The 18,593-nt window shown below is 41.5% G+C and carries 9 protein-coding genes and 1 pseudogene; all 10 read right to left on the reverse strand.

All coding sequences use genetic code 11. The annotated features are described in order from the left end of the window. Nucleotides 1–377 precede the first annotated feature (377 nt). Nucleotides 378–1,079: pseudogene (locus ACH11B_RS03310) on the reverse strand (gamma-glutamyl-gamma-aminobutyrate hydrolase family protein); the annotation flags it as partial. 304 nt (nucleotides 1,080–1,383) lie between these two features. Beyond that, nucleotides 1,384–2,520, reverse strand: a complete 1,137-nt coding sequence (locus ACH11B_RS03315) for an iron-containing alcohol dehydrogenase (protein ID WP_377611645.1) — start codon at nucleotides 2,518–2,520, stop codon at nucleotides 1,384–1,386. A 126-nt stretch (nucleotides 2,521–2,646) separates the two neighbouring features. Continuing rightward, the gene (locus ACH11B_RS03320) at nucleotides 2,647–4,005 is read right to left on the reverse strand and encodes a glutamine synthetase family protein (RefSeq protein ID WP_289554350.1); all 1,359 of its coding nucleotides are present in this window, start codon (nucleotides 4,003–4,005) and stop codon (nucleotides 2,647–2,649) included. Next, on the reverse strand, nucleotides 4,002–5,303 hold the full coding sequence (gene eat, locus ACH11B_RS03325; protein WP_013663974.1) for an ethanolamine permease: 1,302 nt from the start codon (nucleotides 5,301–5,303) through the stop codon (nucleotides 4,002–4,004). The genes ACH11B_RS03320 and eat overlap by 4 nt, the downstream gene beginning before the upstream one ends. 309 nt (nucleotides 5,304–5,612) lie before the next feature. Beyond that, complete coding sequence (locus ACH11B_RS03330) at nucleotides 5,613–7,154, reverse strand: SusD/RagB family nutrient-binding outer membrane lipoprotein (protein ID WP_130858116.1); 1,542 nt, start codon at nucleotides 7,152–7,154, stop codon at nucleotides 5,613–5,615. A 33-nt stretch (nucleotides 7,155–7,187) separates the two neighbouring features. Beyond that, entirely contained in the window at nucleotides 7,188–10,553 is a 3,366-nt protein-coding gene (locus tag ACH11B_RS03335) for a SusC/RagA family TonB-linked outer membrane protein (protein WP_377611647.1), read from the reverse strand. 11 nt (nucleotides 10,554–10,564) lie between these two features. After that, the gene (locus ACH11B_RS03340; RefSeq protein WP_130858118.1) at nucleotides 10,565–11,551 is read right to left on the reverse strand and encodes a FecR family protein; all 987 of its coding nucleotides are present in this window, start codon (nucleotides 11,549–11,551) and stop codon (nucleotides 10,565–10,567) included. A gap of 80 nt (nucleotides 11,552–11,631) precedes the next feature. Then, the gene (locus tag ACH11B_RS03345; RefSeq protein ID WP_289554354.1) at nucleotides 11,632–12,207 is read right to left on the reverse strand and encodes an RNA polymerase sigma-70 factor; all 576 of its coding nucleotides are present in this window, start codon (nucleotides 12,205–12,207) and stop codon (nucleotides 11,632–11,634) included. 274 nt (nucleotides 12,208–12,481) lie between these two features. Then, on the reverse strand, nucleotides 12,482–15,583 hold the full coding sequence (locus tag ACH11B_RS03350; RefSeq protein WP_289554355.1) for a DUF5107 domain-containing protein: 3,102 nt from the start codon (nucleotides 15,581–15,583) through the stop codon (nucleotides 12,482–12,484). Nucleotides 15,584–15,605: 22 nt separating this feature from the next. Next, complete coding sequence (locus ACH11B_RS03355; RefSeq protein ID WP_377611651.1) at nucleotides 15,606–18,593, reverse strand: glycoside hydrolase domain-containing protein; 2,988 nt, start codon at nucleotides 18,591–18,593, stop codon at nucleotides 15,606–15,608.

Below are 18,593 nucleotides of genomic sequence, written 5' to 3' on the forward strand. Positions count from 1 at the left end.
AATTCAAAAGTAAAAAGTAAAAAAGCGATTCATCACACACTTTAGCTATCTACAATCAGCGGTCAGTTTTCAGTCGCACAAGCCTTTCTCACAACTTATCCAGCTTTCAGATATCAGCAGTCGGCTTTCGTTAGTGTAACCGTAACTGCTACTACACTAACCCCTCACAAAAAAATTTCATACTGATGTCTCGACTCGCCTCCTATTATCCCAATCACACCACTCGACATGACGAAAAAAACTCGCAACGGGTAATTCACAACCAGCAACCAGCAACTCACAACTCTAAATTCATCACCTGCAACTCACTTCAGTGAGCATCTCTTACGTCCTATGAAACCCCTAGACACTACTCACTATTAACTACTAACTATTAACTACTTAACTTCTACCAAAAAAGATTCCCTGATATTTTCCACAAAGGGATTTGAAGCATCTTCCATTCGTTCGGGATGCCATTGTACCAGCAGTAAGAAGGGCTTCCCTTTAGCATCTGTTCGTTCCAGCGCCTCTACCACACCGTCTCGGGTAACAGCGGAAGCTACCAGGCCTTTACCTATCCTATCTGCACTTTGATGATGCAAGCTGTTAACTACACCCTCGCGAGCCCCTGTTATTTTAAATAGCAAGGTGTAGGGATCCACATTGATCGAATGGTTGGGAAGTGAGCCGTTGGGTAATTTAGCATGACCAAATTTTCCCCAAGAAGCTAGATCCGGAATCAGCGTCCCTCCATAATACACATTAATTAGTTGCAAGCCACGGCATATCCCTAAAATTGGAAGTTCACGTTTCTCAGCCAATCGCAGCAATTGCCATTCAAAAGCATCACGCTTTTCATCGAAATCAACGGGCACACAATAGGAAAGATATTCTAATTTGTTGTAGTATTTAGGATGTACATCCTCTCCTCCCGTGAAAACTATCGCCTGACAGACTTCAACCTCCTTTAGATTATCCAAACTATATCCCAGACGAATAATCTCTATACTAGCATCGGCCCCCTTTATCCAATTGGCATAGAGATCGTACATTCTGCCATCCGTCATTCCTATGATTTTTTTGTTTTGCATCGCTTTGCTGTTCGTTGTTAGCTTTGGGTTAAGTAGTGCTTTCCAATAGTAGTTAAATAGTTTAGTCGTTGAATGGTTAAGTAGTTATGACGAATTATCGACCAATTGACTAATTATTAAGCTATAAGCTTTAGGCTAGCACCCATTTTGGTATCAAGACACTAACTTACCGGCAGGCCAACAAATGCCGAGACAGCTTTATTGTCTTATGTCTTGATGCCTACCTGCCTGCCGGCAGGCAGGTGTCTTTTGTCTAGCGCTATTTCCCTACTCAACATCTTAACTACTTAACAATAACTACTCAACCAAATTAAAATGCTTGCTGATATAATCGTTTAAAATCTTCTCTACTTACGGGCTTTGGGTTATTCGGGTGTGCAAAATCTGCTATTGCCAAATCAGCCAGTATTTCTATATGTTCTTCTTTTACACCTATATCCCGTAATTTTTTCGGAATCCCGATGTGCTCATTTAATTCAAAGAGGTACTTTATTACCCCTTCTCCTGCTTCTTCGCGAAGCTGTAAAGCTTGGGCAATACGTTTAAACTTATCCTCATTGCCGGCTATGTTGAAAGCCATTCCGTAAGGAATATTGACAGCATTAGCCAATCCATGGTGCGTATCCAATAACGAAGATAAGGGATGTGCTAATGAATGCACCACGCCTAAACCCTTTTGAAAAGCAATTGCCCCCATCATGGACGCTACTAACATATTACTCCGCACCTGTTCATTTGGCCTCAACACAGCCTGTTCAAGTGATTTAGCAATTAAATGCATCCCTTCAAGTGCAATACCATCACAGATTGGATTCGGATTTTTGGCCAAGAAAGCTTCCATGTTATGAGTAAGGGCATCCATACCCGTTGCAGCCGTAATATGAGGTGGCAAACCCATGGTTAACAAGGGATCTGCAAAAACGATTTTGGCCATCAATTTAGGCGAGAACAGGATTTTTTTTTGATGCGTCTCGTCATCAGCAATAATGGCGCTCCTTCCCACCTCACTACCGGTACCTGCGGTGGTCGGAACCGTAATAAAGTGAGGAACGCTGTTGGTCACATACACGTCGCCTCCAACCAAGTCATCGTATTTAAACAAATCGTCTCGGTGATTGACACGCAGTACGATTGCGCGAGCGATGTCCAAAGCAGCGCCACCACCAATACCAACAATACTGTCACGATCGGTTTGATCCCAAATATCAGTCCCTTTATATACATCCGATTTCACCGGGTTTTTATGAATATCGGAGAATACTTCCAGGTGAATTCCTTTTAAGTTAAGGTCCCTCACGATCTCAGCAAAAAAATCCAGCTGGGCAATGGTCGGGTCGGTCACGAGTAAAGGCCTTTTCAAGCCCTGCTCGATTAAGTAAGCCGGTAATTCCTTTATAGCCCCACAGCCAAAACGGATCGTTGTGGGAATGTTGAATTGGTAAATCATTTTCGTTGTTTGTTGCTGGTTATTAGTTGTTAGTTATTCATATGAGTTGTGAGGATCTCTCTTCCTTTACCTTATACCTATTAGCTTTCATCGTTTAACTTTACCGCTTTTTAATTTTTAATTTTCTTAAATAATCTCAAAATATCTTTTTAATTCCCAATCGGTTACTGCTTTGGCAAACTGTTGCCATTCCCATTCACGTGTACAGCAAAAATGCTCCACGAAATCCGATCCAAAAAGCTCGTGTGCAATCGGCGATTGTTTCATCTGAGCGGTTGCTTCCCATAGATTCGTCGGCAAATTTCCATTTGAATGATCCTGATAACCGTTTCCAAGCGTAGCAGCCTGGTTAAGCTGCAGTTGATGTTTTATTCCATATAAGCCTGCCGCCAGGCAAGCTGCAATAGCCAAATAAGGATTGGTATCAGAACCGACAACCCGCGTTTCAATTCGCGTTGCTTTCTTCCCTGACGCTAGGATTCGGAGTGCTACTGTCCTATTATCCAACCCCCAAGTTAGCGTTGTAGGCGCCCAAGCACCTTCTACCAAGCGTTTATAACTATTAATGGTCGGCGCTAACAATGGCAGCATATGGGGCAGACAGAACAATTGTCCCGCAACATATTGCTTCATCAATTCGCTCATTTTGTTTACTTCTGTTTTGTCGTAAAACAAATTTTCCTGTCCATCTTCATCCCACAGACTTTGATGTACATGGCCACTACAGCCAGGCAAATCCGCTTTCCATTTAGCCATAAAAGAAGCAATGATACCATGTCGATAAGCAATTTCTTTTACTGCCGTTTTGAACAATATAGCTCGATCAGCCGCTTCCAACGCATTTGCATAGGTGATTGCTGCCTCATAAACTCCTGGACCTGTCTCCGTATGCAAGCCTTCCAAGGGTACACCAAACTTAGTTAGCGATTCAAAAAGATCATGAAAAAAATCATTTTTTAACGAGCTTCTTAAAATAGAATAGCCGAACATTCCCGGTGTTAGCGGTATTGGGTTTTGAAAGGCTTTCTGCTCTAAACTTCGCGGTGTCTCTTCAAAATTAAACCATTCGAACTCCTGCGAAAAAAAAGGCTTGTATCCCAATTGCATGCATTCATTAATAATCCGCTTCAGCAATTGCCGCGGGCAAACGACCGCCCCCGTTCCCCGCTCGTCAAAAAAGTCGCCCAGGAAAAAGGGCACATTCGCTTCCCATGGCACCTTTCTAAAAGTATTCAAATCGATCTTTAACGGCATATCAGGATACCCCGAATGCCAACCGGTAAATTTACTGTTATCATAAGCGACATCATGCGCATCCCAACCAAATACTACATCACAAAAACCAAGCTCACCCTTTAAGACCGCAAGAAATTTATCTACTGAAATGTACTTCCCTCGGAGAATACCATCGATATCCGATGCGGCAATTTTGACCCGACCGCCGGGATGCTGTTTAACATATTCTTCTATTTCTTGTGTCGTCATTTTTTGAATACTTTAAATAGTGCATAAGATAATAACATAATGAGCAAGTACACCAATCCTATTTTCACATTGTACACAAACATGGCAAGCAAGGAAATACCACCAATGACTAAAACCATGAGGGGAAAAATCGGATACAAGGGGACTCTAAAGGGGCGGTACAATTCGGGTTGAACACGCCTTAACTTGATAAGCGCTATCATTGACACAACATATAGGGTTAATGCCCCAAAAACGGAGAGGGTAATGATTTCTGCTGTTTTTCCGGAAAGGAGCGCCAATATTCCCAGTATCATGTTTAAGATCAATGCATAGCTTGGTGTTCGGTATTTGCTTGAAATTTTACCAAGAAAAGGAGGAAAATTGTTTGCTTTTCCCATTTCATAGGTCGATCGCCCTGCGGCCAAGATTAATCCGTGAAAAGAGGCTACCAATCCGAATAGGCCTACCGTTATCAGTAAATGATATAAAATATGGTTATCTCCTGTAATGTGCGATAGCGCAAGAGGCAATGGCGAATCAGAAGTTTCCCCATTTACACCATTCCTAAAAACAATAGCTTCCCAACCTGCCACGCCTACAGAGGAAACGAATACGAGCACACAAAGCATCACAAGCGTCAAGATTGCCCAACCGAAACCCTTTTTAATATCCCGTTGCGGATTTTTAGTTTCTTCGGCTACATTTGCAATTCCCTCGATACCGAGAAAAAACCAGATAGCAAAAGGGATGGCAGCAAAGGCGCCCGACCAGTTATGCGGTAAGGGATTTTGTACAAAACCGGCTGCATTGAAATGAGGTGCAGCAATTCCAACGAAGATCAATAACTCACTGACAGCAAGAATAGTAATGACTAATTCAAAAGTGGCAGCGGCTTTAATCCCTATGATATTTAGTGTAGTAAAAAGTACGTAGGCAATAATAGCTGTTTGTAGAATAGGAGCTTCCGGAAAGAAGGCATTAAAATAGGCACCGATAGCAAAGGCAATGGCTGGCGGTGCAAACACAAATTCAACCGTTTGTGCGATACCGGCAAGAAAAGCAATATCCTTTCCCAACGCAGCTCCTGCATAATCAAAAACGCCACCGGCTTTTGGAATGGCACAGGCAAGTTCGCTATAACTAAAAGTAAAAGCGATATACATCAACATCACGATCAGCGTGGCCAGGGCCATTCCTAGGGTGCCGCCTTTTTCCAAACCTAAATTCCAGCCGAAATACATACCTGAAATAACATAGCCAACTCCCAAAGCCCATAGAGAGAAAGGTGTAAGTGTTTTTTTTAATGTATTAGTCATCCAATTTTGGCTTCAATGTAAAAAATGCGACCCCACGGCTTATTCCTTCAGTTATTATTGGTTTAGGACCGTCTAAAAAGTATTCCTTAATAATTGCATCACCATTTGCGCTAAAAAACTTTTTAGACGGCCTTCTTTATTACAATTTCATTCCATCCACGATCCTGATTTTGGTGGCCCTATACGAAACCCGTCTAAATACCGGATGGTTAAATATAGGATAAAAACATCAAAATCAGCACGTAACAATATAATAATGCGCTCTATAAGATATGTATTGGAGCTGGTCCTTTTTACACCGTTCCATATTTATTTCAGCACCCACATTTCTTGATTGACGTTATCATTGCCTCCAAATTGCCTTTGAATGGCGGCAGCAACATTTTCTCCGTTGTAATTTAGTTCGTCAGCAGGATATAGCCATCTTTTGGGAAAGGAAGTAGTCGGATCATTTAGATTAGTTGCGGGGTTCAAAATAAAAGTAGGGTACCCTGTTCTGCGATTTTCGAACCAGGCAAAATAATCACAATCTTGAAGAAAGCCTGCTACATATTTTTGGGTGATGATTTGTTCCAGCTGCTGCTCCATTGCTCCCTTTAACGGGTTAGCATTTAGGTAGGTCTGAATATAGCCGTCTGTAATCTGCATATTATGGTGGTACTTCTCATTGTCGGGCGTGTGACTAGCCAAGAATTGCATGGAGGCTGTAATACCCTCATTATAATAATTCACAGCCGAGTTACTGACCCAACCCCGTAAACTTGCTTCAGCGAGAATAAATTGTAAATCCCAATAAGTAAACTGTCCTACGGGTTCCGCATTAAATAGATCGGCGTATCGATCATTCAAATCGGTAAAATCCTTGGAAGCCCGTATTCCTTGTAAGCTATTGAAAGAAGCAGATGCTTCAACAGAGGGGTATGCATCCCAATCCGAGACCTCAAGTCCTGCAGCAAGCTTAACCGATGATGGCTTTGCATAGTAAAACAAGCGCCTATCCTGCATCGCTTTCAATGGTTCCAATAAATTAGCCGTAAGCATGGGGTATATTGTAAACGGATTGGAGCTATTGATATTCACCCAAGGATATTTTTGACCATCCTTATCCAAATAAGTTAAAGCGAAGTTATCATTATAATTGCGCATCAGTGGCCTGGAATTGACAATATCCTGAAAACGTGAAATTACCGACAAGTCGGGGTCATCCGTTTTCTTATATAAGTTTAGCAGTACGTATAATTCAAAGCTATTAACCAGACGCTGCCATTGATCCTTACTCCCTTGGTAGATCGGATCTCCTTCAAAGTCGACCCCCTGTCCAAAAAGCTTATGTGCTTCATCCAACTCATTAAGAATACCTAGAAACACTTCTTTTTGCGTATCATATTTCGGTTTTATAATTCCTTCCGTTTCGCCTTTAGTCGCCTCAGAAAAGGGTATATCGCCCATTTGCATGGTTAAAATAAAGGACTGCCAAGCTCGGATAAAATGTCCGAGGGCGGTATATGAATTTTTCAGTTCCGGAGTTTGAGCATAAGCGATCATGGGTTCAATATTGCGCAATAGGCTGAGTCGGCCAAAGCTTCCCCGGGTAATTCGGTTATATTGAAAAGACTCCTGCCCTTCTTGCCAAGTCACATACTTAGCCAATATAAACGGCTGCATAAAAGATTTTTGTGTACTGATATCCGATCGGGTAATATCGAGGATCATATTGCTGGCTAGCATACCGGCCGTTACTTGATCAGTAGCGTTTGGATTGGTATTAATTTCTTCAAACTTGGAGCAGGAAAATAAGAAGGTAGCCAATATTCCTACCAAACTCATATATTTTATCATAGTTGTTTTCATTGCAATCTACTTTTATGGTACAACGAGTATATATTAAAAACCAAGACGTATATTCAAGCCCAACATTCGTTGTGAGGGAGAATTTAGATTCTCTGTAAAGACGTCAGGGTCTGAAAATTTAAACTTAGTGAATAACAGCACATTTTGACCGGTCAATGAGACCGAAGCACTCTTAATACGAGTCTTAGCTAAAAGTTTAGCAGGGAAGTTGTATCCTAACGATATTTCGCGGAGTTTTACAAAAGACTGATTTTGTACACCATGTTCTTTATCGCCTCCACTTAACGACTGTGCATAGTCCTGATAATTCACCTGTACATCATTTGCAGTATAGACGCGGGTATCGCTGGTAATTCGTCCATACTTATCGTAGGTAGCCTCGCCTGAAACTACTTTCACCCCCTGCCCCACGTAATTTGATAAACCATTCACGACCGCATCGTAGCGATACTGGTTATCTGTCTCAGGGTTCGCTCCTGTATCAAACATTTTATCCCAGATATAGTTATACATAAGGCCACCAATACGTCCATCGATGGTAATACCTAGATTAAAATTTCCCAAGCGGAAATTATTGATAAAGCCGAACATGAAATCCGGATCGCCATACCCCATTTTGCTCTGATAATCACTTTTTTTCGGAATACCATTTACGTGGATAATATTTCCTTCCGGGTCGCGTTCCCATTTGTTTTTAAGATAAACATCTTTTCTTGCGCCTTTTTTGGTCCACAAATCATCGGAGGAATAAACCGGATCTAGGTTCACATAGTATTGGTGGTTATTTGACCAGTTGATTGCGGTATTCCATTCAAAATTGCTATTTCTAATCGGTGTTCCGCTCAAAGTAATTTCGAGGCCCCTTCGCTCATACGTTTCATCGGTATTGATCAGTGTTTTGGTAAACCCCGAAGCAGAAGAAATGGTAACTTCCTCCTGTTGGTTATAGTAATATTTATTAAAATAAGTAATATCTAATCCGATTCTCTTCTGAAGCAACGCAATGTTTCCCCCAAATTCATACGTTCGATGCGCATTTGCCAGCAAGCTTTTTCCCAATAAATTACTTGGATAGCCGGCCGTGTTTTGGTTGTCCCAAGCGCCTGGTGTAACCGTATATGTACGGTTATTCGCATAAACATCTAATGGCGACTTATCCACTGCCCAAGATCCTCTTAATTTAATCATATCAAATGCCTGTGGCAATTTCAGGTATTCAGAAAGAATAAAGCTTGCTGCTATGGACGGATAGAAATAGGATCGCTGATTTTTTGATTGCGTGGAACTCCAGTCATTACGTCCGGTTACGTCAATAAAAACGGCATCATCCCAAGAGAAGCTGGCCTTACCAAAGACACTGTTGATTTGTCTTCGATATTCAGTCTCGGCCACCAGCGCTTTATCCACAGATGCGGCCAGCGAATACCATCCAGGGACGCTTAACCCGTTCTGTGTGGCTGCATCTAAACTACGGTCATTATAGTAATAGATTGTCCCACCCCCAAGCGCATTCAAGCCAAATTTACCCCAACTGTTATTATACGTTACGATAAAATCGTTATTGGTGCTAAAGCCCCAATCTTTGTTGATACCATAAGTCCCAAGTGAATTGAATGAGATGTAACTACTTCCGACATAAAAATTACTTCTTGTTGAATTGATACCAATCGGATTCCGGATTGTCTCTTGATTGCTATAGAAATCATAACCGGTACGAAATAAAATGTTCAGATTTTTGTTGACCTGATAATTGGCATTAAAACTGGCATACAGTTTATTCTGTGTGATACCGTTTAACTTTTCATAAGCAATGAGATAAGGATTATCATACCAGGCATCGTAAAGCCAGTTCTGTTGCTGATGAGGGGTAATCCAATAATCTCGATATTGACGGATTTCATAGTCGGGGCCGGTCCACATCAGGATCTGATAGAGATAGCCCTGGTTGCCATAACCCGTACCCCATATTTGTGGGGCGTTTTGCCGCGTATAACCCGTTTGTGCACCGATGGTAACTTTATCTCCCAACTTCATTTCACCGCTGTTTGTAAAGTTGATAATATTCAACTTGGTGTTAGGGTATTGTCCTTTATTGAGAATATGATTCAAACTGGTTCTGAAAAAACCATGCTCTCCGGTTTGCGTAATACTTACGTTATTATTAGTGATAATACCTCTTTCCAGAAAGTTTTTTAGATTATCTTTTCCGCTGGATACTAAAGGCATATCCTCGTATTGTTTCGTCAATGGATTCCATTGTTCAGCAGTTTGCCCTATATCCAACTTCGGTCCCCACACATAGTCGTCCGCAATAGCACCGTTGATACCATGACCGTAAGAAGTTTGCACTTTCGGAATGGCCAGAAATCCCATTTGAGTCATCGTATTGCTGTTTACATCGATGGAGAATCCTTTAGCCTTACCTTTTTTGGTAGTAATAATAATCGCACCGCTTCCTCCCCTGGAACCATATAAAGCAGAGGCTGTTGCTCCTTTTAAGATATTCATATCGGCAATATCATCGGTGGGGATATCGCGTAAGGTCATATTCCCATAAGGCACCCCATCAATTACGATAATTGGCGTTTCGCCACGGAGCTCAATCGTTGGACGTGCATTGAATTCGGTTGAATTTTTTACTACTAGCCCTGAAACCTTGCCACTTAAAGAAGTTCCTACATCGACGCCCTTCACAGTTTGTAGCTCCTCACCTGATACTTTCTGTACCGCATAACCCAACGACTTCTCTTCTCTTTTTATTCCTAATGCTGTTACCACCACCTCTTCTAGTTGACTTTCACTTCGACGTAAACTAACATGGATGAGCTGTCGCTTTCCAATTGGTTCTTCTATGGTTTGATAGCCCATATAAGAAAAGACAATAATAGCATCATCCGGAACATCCCTCAATACAAACCTTCCGGAAGCATCCGTTATCGTCCCCCTGTCCATCCCTTTCACAAGCACACTAACCCCTGGAAGCAAGGAATCGTCCGTCGCATCCTTTACCGTGCCGGCAACCTCTTCTTGAACTGTTTTCATATGATGATTGCTGATCACTGTATGTTCAGTGTTCTCTTTATTTTCAATTTTTACCGGCTTTACCACATATAACATTTCGTCAATTTTTTCAATATTGACTTTACCTGCCGCCAGATTCTCTAGAAATGTAATTAGATTGGCTTTCTTTACTTTACTCATATCCGGGCGTTCAACCATCGTCGGACCTATTAAATCGGCGCTGTAATTGAACCGTACATTAAATTTTTGCTCTAAAGAGCTTAATAAATCCCGAAAGGGAATCCGTTGCTCTTCAGTATTTGCCATGGATAATTTTCCAAAAATCAGGGCAATAAGGAGCACTGTAGGCATTTTTATGCCTAGTAAAAATTGTTTCATACCTCTCCGTTTTAGTTAATTAATCTTTTGGTTGATATTATTATTTTGTCGTTTTCTTTATTGATTGTACAATCAAGTGCAGCTGCCAACGTCTTTATTGCCTTATTAATATCGTTGGTAGGTAAGGCCCCCGTAAAATGCATGTTTTTTAAGGTCTCTTCGGTAAAATCAATACGGTAACCATAAATATCCTGCATACTGGCAGCGACATTTCTCAACTGCTCATTCTTGAAAGATTGAAGATTATATTGCCAGGCAGAAAAATACATCGTATCCGTGACACTTTTGACCACTCTTGCTTCCTCTGCATGAAAATGCGCGATCTCACCTGGCACTAATAGTTGAGCTTTATCCTGCTGTGCCTCCGGAAATACCTTTACACTCCCCCTATTGAGTACGAGATGTGTTTCGGTTGATCTTGCCTTTAAATTGAAAGTTGTTCCCAATACATAAACATCCATCCCGGTATTTGTATGCACAACAAAGGGCTTATTTTTATTTTGAGCAACGTCAAAATAAGCTTCGCCCGAGATCCACACCTCACGTTCCTTATCGGTCAAAAAGGTCTCATTAATTTCAATAGTTGTATTAGCGTTGAGCAATAGTTTGGTACCATCCGGTAATTGGTACTTCTCTTTTTTTGCAAAATCTGTTTGGTATATGATTTTACTAGGTTTTGAAAGGTAGAATACAAAATTGGCTAAAATAAGGAGCGAAATGATAGCTGCAGCGATCAACCAATTCGTTTGACGCTTTTTTGTTCTTTCAACATCAGTAACTAGACTGTTCTGGAAGAGGACCGCATTAAAAATACGATCACTGGACGCATCTGCTAATGATTCCTGTTGTGGTAGCGTCTGTTCCACCTCTTCTAAGCTTGGCAAACCTTCCACATCATCAACCGATTGCAAAAGTTCTATCAACAACTCTATCTCAGCGGGTGTACACTCGCCTTTCATAAATTTTAAATAGAGACTCTTGACCTGCTGATTGCTCATATACTTCTTTTATCATCTCATACAAAGAAGTGAAGGAGAAGGACGATTCAAGGTGAAAATTTTTTAGTTTATTTTAGAAATCATGTATTCATCAGAAACAAGGCACCAATAAGCCCCATTGTGAACTCCGTATGGGCTAGCATATATTGTTTAATAAACTTAAGCGCTTTCACGATCTGATCTTTTACCGTATTTTTAGATATAGCCAGTTGATCCGCTATTTCTTCGTGAGAAAGAAATTCAATACGACTCATTCGAAAAATTAGTTGGCGCTGCGGCGGTAATTTACTAATCGCTTCCTCATATAGTTGTTGAAGCTCCTTATAGTCCAAAGAGTCTTCTACCGCCTCGTGACTTGCTGCATGACTATAAAAAACATGGTTGATGTACTCTTCATGGCGTACGATTTCCTTCAATTTATTATAGATCAAGTTTCTCGCAATGCGATAGGTATACGCTTTTGCACTTTGTGTTGGATCGAGTGTGGCCCGGTGTTTCCATATTTGCATGAATACTTCTTGCACGATTTCTTCAGCAAGTATAGCAGATCGAAAGAAACGGAAAGCGTAATTATATATAGGATGCTTTAAGTCGTCATAAAACAACCGAAAAGCTTTTTGATTCCCTGCGCGTATCGCTATTATTCGAGTATCCATTGTATCAAATTAGTTGGCAAACCTAACACGGGTATGTTTAATCTGGTTTAAGTTCCTATCAACTTAATAAGAATTTTCTCACTTCCATATTAAAAACATTGCTTCAAAGGAACAGGTTATCTCCCTTTCAGTTTATATGATATTTATTGGTTAGTACGATAATATAGACAATATTAAAATTCGATTAGCGCTTTTCAAAATACCAAATAAACGCAATCGATTGCGTAGAATAAACATGTTAACTTATGTAACAAGTTGAACCAATCAATCACCTTTAAAACAGTCGTTCATCGCTTTTATTGAAGATGAGGTTGATAAGCAATAACACATTAGCTTCTCCTCCTAACGCATTTTTCACTAATTTTTCATCAATTGCTTCCAGCTTTTCACGCTTTCTTTTTGTGGTCCACAACTGCATCAACCGAGCCGCTTCTGTTTTTCTTCCCAATTTTACAAGGGCAGCAACCTGTAACAATGAGACGGGATATGACAGCACACCCTTGCTCGCCGCCATCTTTTCCAAGATACGTCTACAGGAATCTGGTTTTTGCTTTTTCCTGTAAACCTCTACAGCGATCCAATCCGCGATACGTTCGTCTTTCTCCTCTAAGTAAGGTTCACCGGCACCTAAATTAACAGGCCATAACTTAGCCTCCTGTACCTTTTTCAGTGTTAGATCAAATTTCCTATTATTGAATGCTTCTAATGCCAGTAATAGTTTAGTTTGCTCATATAACTTCCGCCCATCGGTAGCTCCTTCAAAAGGCAAAATGCGAATTTCTTGCAAGACTTTTTCGGCCTCTTTCAGTCTTTTGTTCAATAAAAGCGCACGTACATAATCTAAACCTATGACATAGTTTTCGGGATTTTTTTCATAATAGTTTCGCAACACTTTTTCCGAGGCGATATACTGTCGATCCGCCAGTAAATACTTTGCCATTAATTGTCCATAACGCCATTCGTTTTTGTCAATTTCAATTGCTTTTCTTATGTTAACCAAGACATCACTAGACTGCGTGGAGTCGGAAAGCAGCGCCTTTAAAACATAAAAGGGCGCAAAATCAACCGGCTCATTTACCTCCTGGACTAAACGCCGCGCTACCGAAGGATTATTTCTAAATTGTTGGAGCAAAGCCATCAAATAGAACCCTTGCCAAGAAGGATGTTCTTTTATTACCCAATCAAATATAGCTGCACTTTCTTCCCTAAAGGGAAAGTTACGCATTAAATCAGCTTGACCTACTTGCTTCAACCAGGCCTCACTTTCTGTAGGATTGTTCCTATTCAACCAGGCCAGCCAGTATAATATTTCCGCATTTTTCGGAGCTAACTCCAGCACTTCGCATGCCTCTTCTTTTAATTGGAGATTAGCATACCATATAGCGAGCTCCAAATAAGTCTCTACGGGCAGTTCATTACGTATTAAAGACACAAAAGCCTCGCGAGTGGTATCTGACCTTTCGGCAAAATATTGTTCGAAACGCAAAAAGTGATTGAGGGGATCTAAGTCAGCTAACCGTCGCTTTACCGTATCGCACAATGCCTTTCGTTGGCATAATCTTGCGCCTATATATTGCAGTTGAAGCGCAAACACATTATCTTGATTGCACTTCAATGCTTTTCCCGCGTATTCCAAGGATTTTGAAAATTCTTTCCTTCTTATATATAGCGCACTGAGCTGCGTATAAGCTGCATTTTTCCATGCTGGATCAAGCGAGGCCACTTCGAAAGCATCTAGCGCATCGTACACTTTGTCCAAATGCGCTGCGGCTAAGCCATAATAATAATTGGCTTCTCCATGATAAGTATCCACACTTAATGCCTTCTGTGCGTATATATAGGCGGAGTCATACTCTAGATGGAAAATTTTTAACTTTGCCATTTCAACCAACGCGGGTAACAAGAAGGGTTCACGCATTAAAGATTCCCTAATCTTTGGGAAAGCCTCACGATAGCTTCTAAAACGCATTAAGTCCCTTCCCTGCAAGTATAATCCATAAGCTGAACTGCTATCCAACGCAACCGGTTTTCTCGATGGTCTGTTGAGTACATTTTGCTTTTCCTGCTCCGCCAAATCAAATATTTCTCCTTGCAACTTTACTTTCGCGACAGAGGTTAAAGAGGGACAGGGGATATCCCGCTCGAGCGTTTCTCCGGTGTTCAGCTCAACAAAGCAAGAAGTGATCGTTTCATCCGCTTCATTGTATACAATCAAACTATCACGAATTGGACTATTTGCCAGCAGCCGCAGTCGTATACTATTATTTTTACTACTTATATTCAGCGTAGCTAAAGGACGACTGGTGGACGGTTTTCCTATTCCTTGATAAGGGTACCAGTATTCTAGCCACTGGTCAGCCTGATAAGGAGCAAATCCTAATTGTTTAAAAGGTGTAAAGCTACTTTTAAACATATTTTGATTGAAGAGACGTCCACTTTGAATCTCAACATATTGCCCACTCTTGTCTGTTAATAGCTGCTCCCACATTTTACCCTCCCCCGATTGCGCCCACAGAAAAATTTTCTTTCCTAATTTTTCTTCTCGATTAGCATAATGAATCATGCCATAATCGCTATTTTTCCAGTAGGCACTAAAATAATTGCTATGGACGCCTAACACGTGATACGACTTAGAACCCCCGAAATCGTTTTCTTTGTAAAATGACAGGTCCCTACCGGCTGTATCAATAGGCCAAGGATGACTTTCCCCATCGTGCCCAATATAGTGTGATCCCGGGTAGAGAAACTGTAGGTCCGTACCCGCCGGTATCCCCAAATTCATCCACGTGTAATAAGCTTGCTCCAGCGGTGTTGAATTTGTCCAAAAAGATCGCGTGGAGAAATAAGCCTTGTCCTTTTCCAATTTTATTTCAATAGTCCATCTCGTTCTCGTTAACAAATCCAAGGTGCTGATGAAGCAGCTGACACTACCGTCTTTATTCTCCCGCGTAAGGTAGTCTACGGGGGTAGAGGTGTTGGGTGTATGTCCGATAATTCCGTAATTGGCTTCAATTCCCCCGCTTGTCCAAGGGCCACGCATGGCAATGTCCCGAAATTTTACAACGCCATTATTATACAGGAAATCCCGCTTGTTCTTTTTATCATAGGCAGTCCAAATTTTTCCTCCTATCTCTGGCATAATCTGTATTTTCAGAAACTCATTTTCCAGCTCTACCACCTTCCATTCTTTGGATACAGCTTGATCAGTAAAACCGTCAAATCGGAAATATGGATAGATCTTTTCAGAAGGAATAGGGTCAGGGTCCGAAAAAGGGTAGGTTATGTAAATCTTTTTGAGTTCTCTTATGCTTGCTTCTCCTTGTGCTCTTGTTAGCAATGGAAGCAAACCGAATAATACGATATAGATACGCTTCATGAGTTCGTCAATAATAGATTCATTATTCGATGATCAACAGCCAACCTTGATTCTGATTGACCGGGATTTTGTCGCCTATCTTGAAAATTCGCATCGGTTGAAAACCATCAATCTGAGGTGCCCGAATTAATGCCTTGGCAGGATCAATTCCTAAACTTTCCCAATTAATCACCAAGTCAACCAGAACGTTTTTATTTTCCCAACTGGCTAAGGCAATCATTGCCTTTTTCTCCTTTTTGTAAACGGTAGCTAAAACTTGCGGACTACTCGTTTTTACCGGATTAGTTTCAACCCAGTAACCAATCATTCGAGACCCCTTAATTCCAAAATCATCCCAAGCTTTCCAAAGTGCCTGCGGGCCACTTTTTTGATAGGGTAACCGATTAGTCATGCCATAAATCATACCGCGCCAGGGATTGCCCCCATCTTGCAACATCTCCCCCATTAACCCGAAAGGAATGCCACTCACTTCTGTTAGAAAAAAATCCGGCTTGTTATTTTCATAATCAAAATACTCGCCGAACCAAAGCCTATTGATATAGGGAAAATGTTCAAGATAGAGATTCGCACTATTGTTAAAGCCATCACGCTCGTTATACTGATTCGCTGAATGCAGATCAATTAAACCGGGATGGCCATTTTTAGTCATAACCCGCTTAATGCGCTTCATGGTTACGCGATCGAAAGCCACATCATCCAAGTAAATACCATCTATACCGATCCGATCAACCAACCAATTCATCCCCTCCACATAATAGTTATGCCAGCGATTCATACCACTATTAATAATAGCCGCATCTTTATAAAAAGGTACAAACCAAGCCGCAATATAATCGTCATGTAAATGCTCTTGTAGCCAGGAGTAGCCTTTCCCCGGGCCAGGAGAAAACACTTCGTGTCCCAAACTACGGAAGGGGTAGAGCTCATACATCCGATTGGACACTTCTCGCACCGTATTGTAAATTTTCACTTTAAGTCCTACGCGATGAGCCGAATCAATATAAGCCTTCATTGCTTTCGTGGCAATAAAGGGATAGTTAATGTAGGGGTTCAAGGCATTGCCATGATGAATATTGATCACATTCGCCCCACTTTGCTTCACCGTATCAACCGGTTTATAAGCATGGAAATAACGTTCATTCCATTGCGCCTCCGTATTGAGTGGATGAAAAGGTGTAAGTAATAAGGTAAAATTATAGTAAAGCGTATCGCCGGCACGCATAGTTCGCTTTCCGCTATAGTTATTCACTAACGCGGAAGGTCCCTTCATACTTATATCAATACCTCCCTTGTCGTTATTACCCCACGACTTTGGGAGTAATAGAGGCTTTTGCAAATAAAAATTTGTATTCAGCGGCCTTGTATAGTTCTCATCCCGTAGCGAAAACTGCATCCCCGCGTTTACATTACCAATCCAGGCGCCATCTTGGTTCTTTTTAGTGACATCCCACTTCCAAACAACCTGTTCCGGTCTATATCCGCCTTTCATCCCAAGTCCCATCATATAGGAAGCCATTTCCGGTTTATAAGGTATGTGCATTGCAATGTCCTGCAAGGTTATATTTTTCCTTGCAATAAGCCCGACTGTATAACTGACAAAACCATCAAACTCTAAGGAACCTTGTACCTCCATTCGCAGTTCGTTCGAAACGTGATGGCTTTCCCAGCTTACAATTCCAGCCTGCTTTTCTTTAAAAGAAAGTCCCTGAGTCTTGAATGCTATATCTTTGCCGTCTACCTTACGTTTCACATGAAAATGAATGGGCTCGGTTAACAAGCTTGTCGAGGTTTTACCGACACTCGTCATCTCCGGTGTAAAATAGCTTATCAATTGTTTCGGGAACCCGGTTCGATCGAGAATAAGCTTCCTTCCTAAAAGGGAGATAGCAGTGTCACCCGATACCACAAGGGGGATATAGGGCTTTATCACCGTGTTTTCCTGTGCTAAAGTGGAGTTCAGCCAAGGCAGTCGTGTCATTTTCCAGGGTTCATCTATCCCTTTGTTACGAGCCACGGTCGGCCCAACCTTAAGGCTGAGGGCTACCCTTTTCTCCGGTGCGTTGGCAGGACGAACGTATACAAAGCCTTGATAAGTCCCGGGTTTAATATCTTCAGGAATGTGAACCCCACACCAGAGCGCCTGAACTTTTGACAAGGGAACGTTAACTGTAGCAGAGAAGGGCTTCCCTTTATAACTCGTTCCTTCTGTATTGATGCAATCAAATGCTTCTGCCGGCAATGTTGTTCCCATTTCGCTTTCTAAGGATGAAAACCGGACCGTCACGTTTTTCAAATCGGTTTTTGCCGACCATATACCTAGCTGAAAAGCGTAATAGCATCCTCGCTCCGTTTCGCCCTTTAGAGCCGCCACCGGGTTCGTCTCCATCCACTTCTTCGGCACATGTGATCGCATCTTAATCGGATGCGTGTACAGTTCGGGAAAGATAAAATAGTTTTCATTTGTGTATTTTTTCAAGTAAGCTTGGATTTCCGCTTTCGTAGCGATGAGTTCCATGGGATCGTTCCGATTAAATTCATCTACTGATTCGAATCGAAGAAATTTCGCTTCATTATTGGTTTTGATCTTTGCCCATGCCTGATCGTCAGGAGGCTGGCTGAGATATATCGCGTCGGGATAATATCGGCTTCTACCACCTAGTTGATAAGGTAAATAATAGACATAGTAAATCCCCGAACCTGATGTCGCTTCAAAAGCAAAGTCGCCTCCCTCCTCAGACATCGGGCCATAAACTATAGGTTTCACCAGTTGGTTGTTTGTGCTATCAACGATTATCAGGCCTTGATTTGCCTTCACCTGTCGGTTTCTCCATGCTATGGAGGCTTTCACGAGTTTATCCCCTCCGTCAACCCGCAGTACCGCTCGTTGATTACCCAATGAATCTGCGTTCCATTTAGCTTTCTCCGGTGGATAGGGATGCTGGCCCCAAGCTATTAAACTGCTGATTAATAAGCAAACAGTAATTGTCAGTCGCATTGTTTTAGTATCCAT

It is taken from the genome of Olivibacter sp. EAT-5, assembly GCF_044784325.1.
Lineage (GTDB): Bacteria > Bacteroidota > Bacteroidia > Sphingobacteriales > Sphingobacteriaceae > Olivibacter > Olivibacter oleidegradans.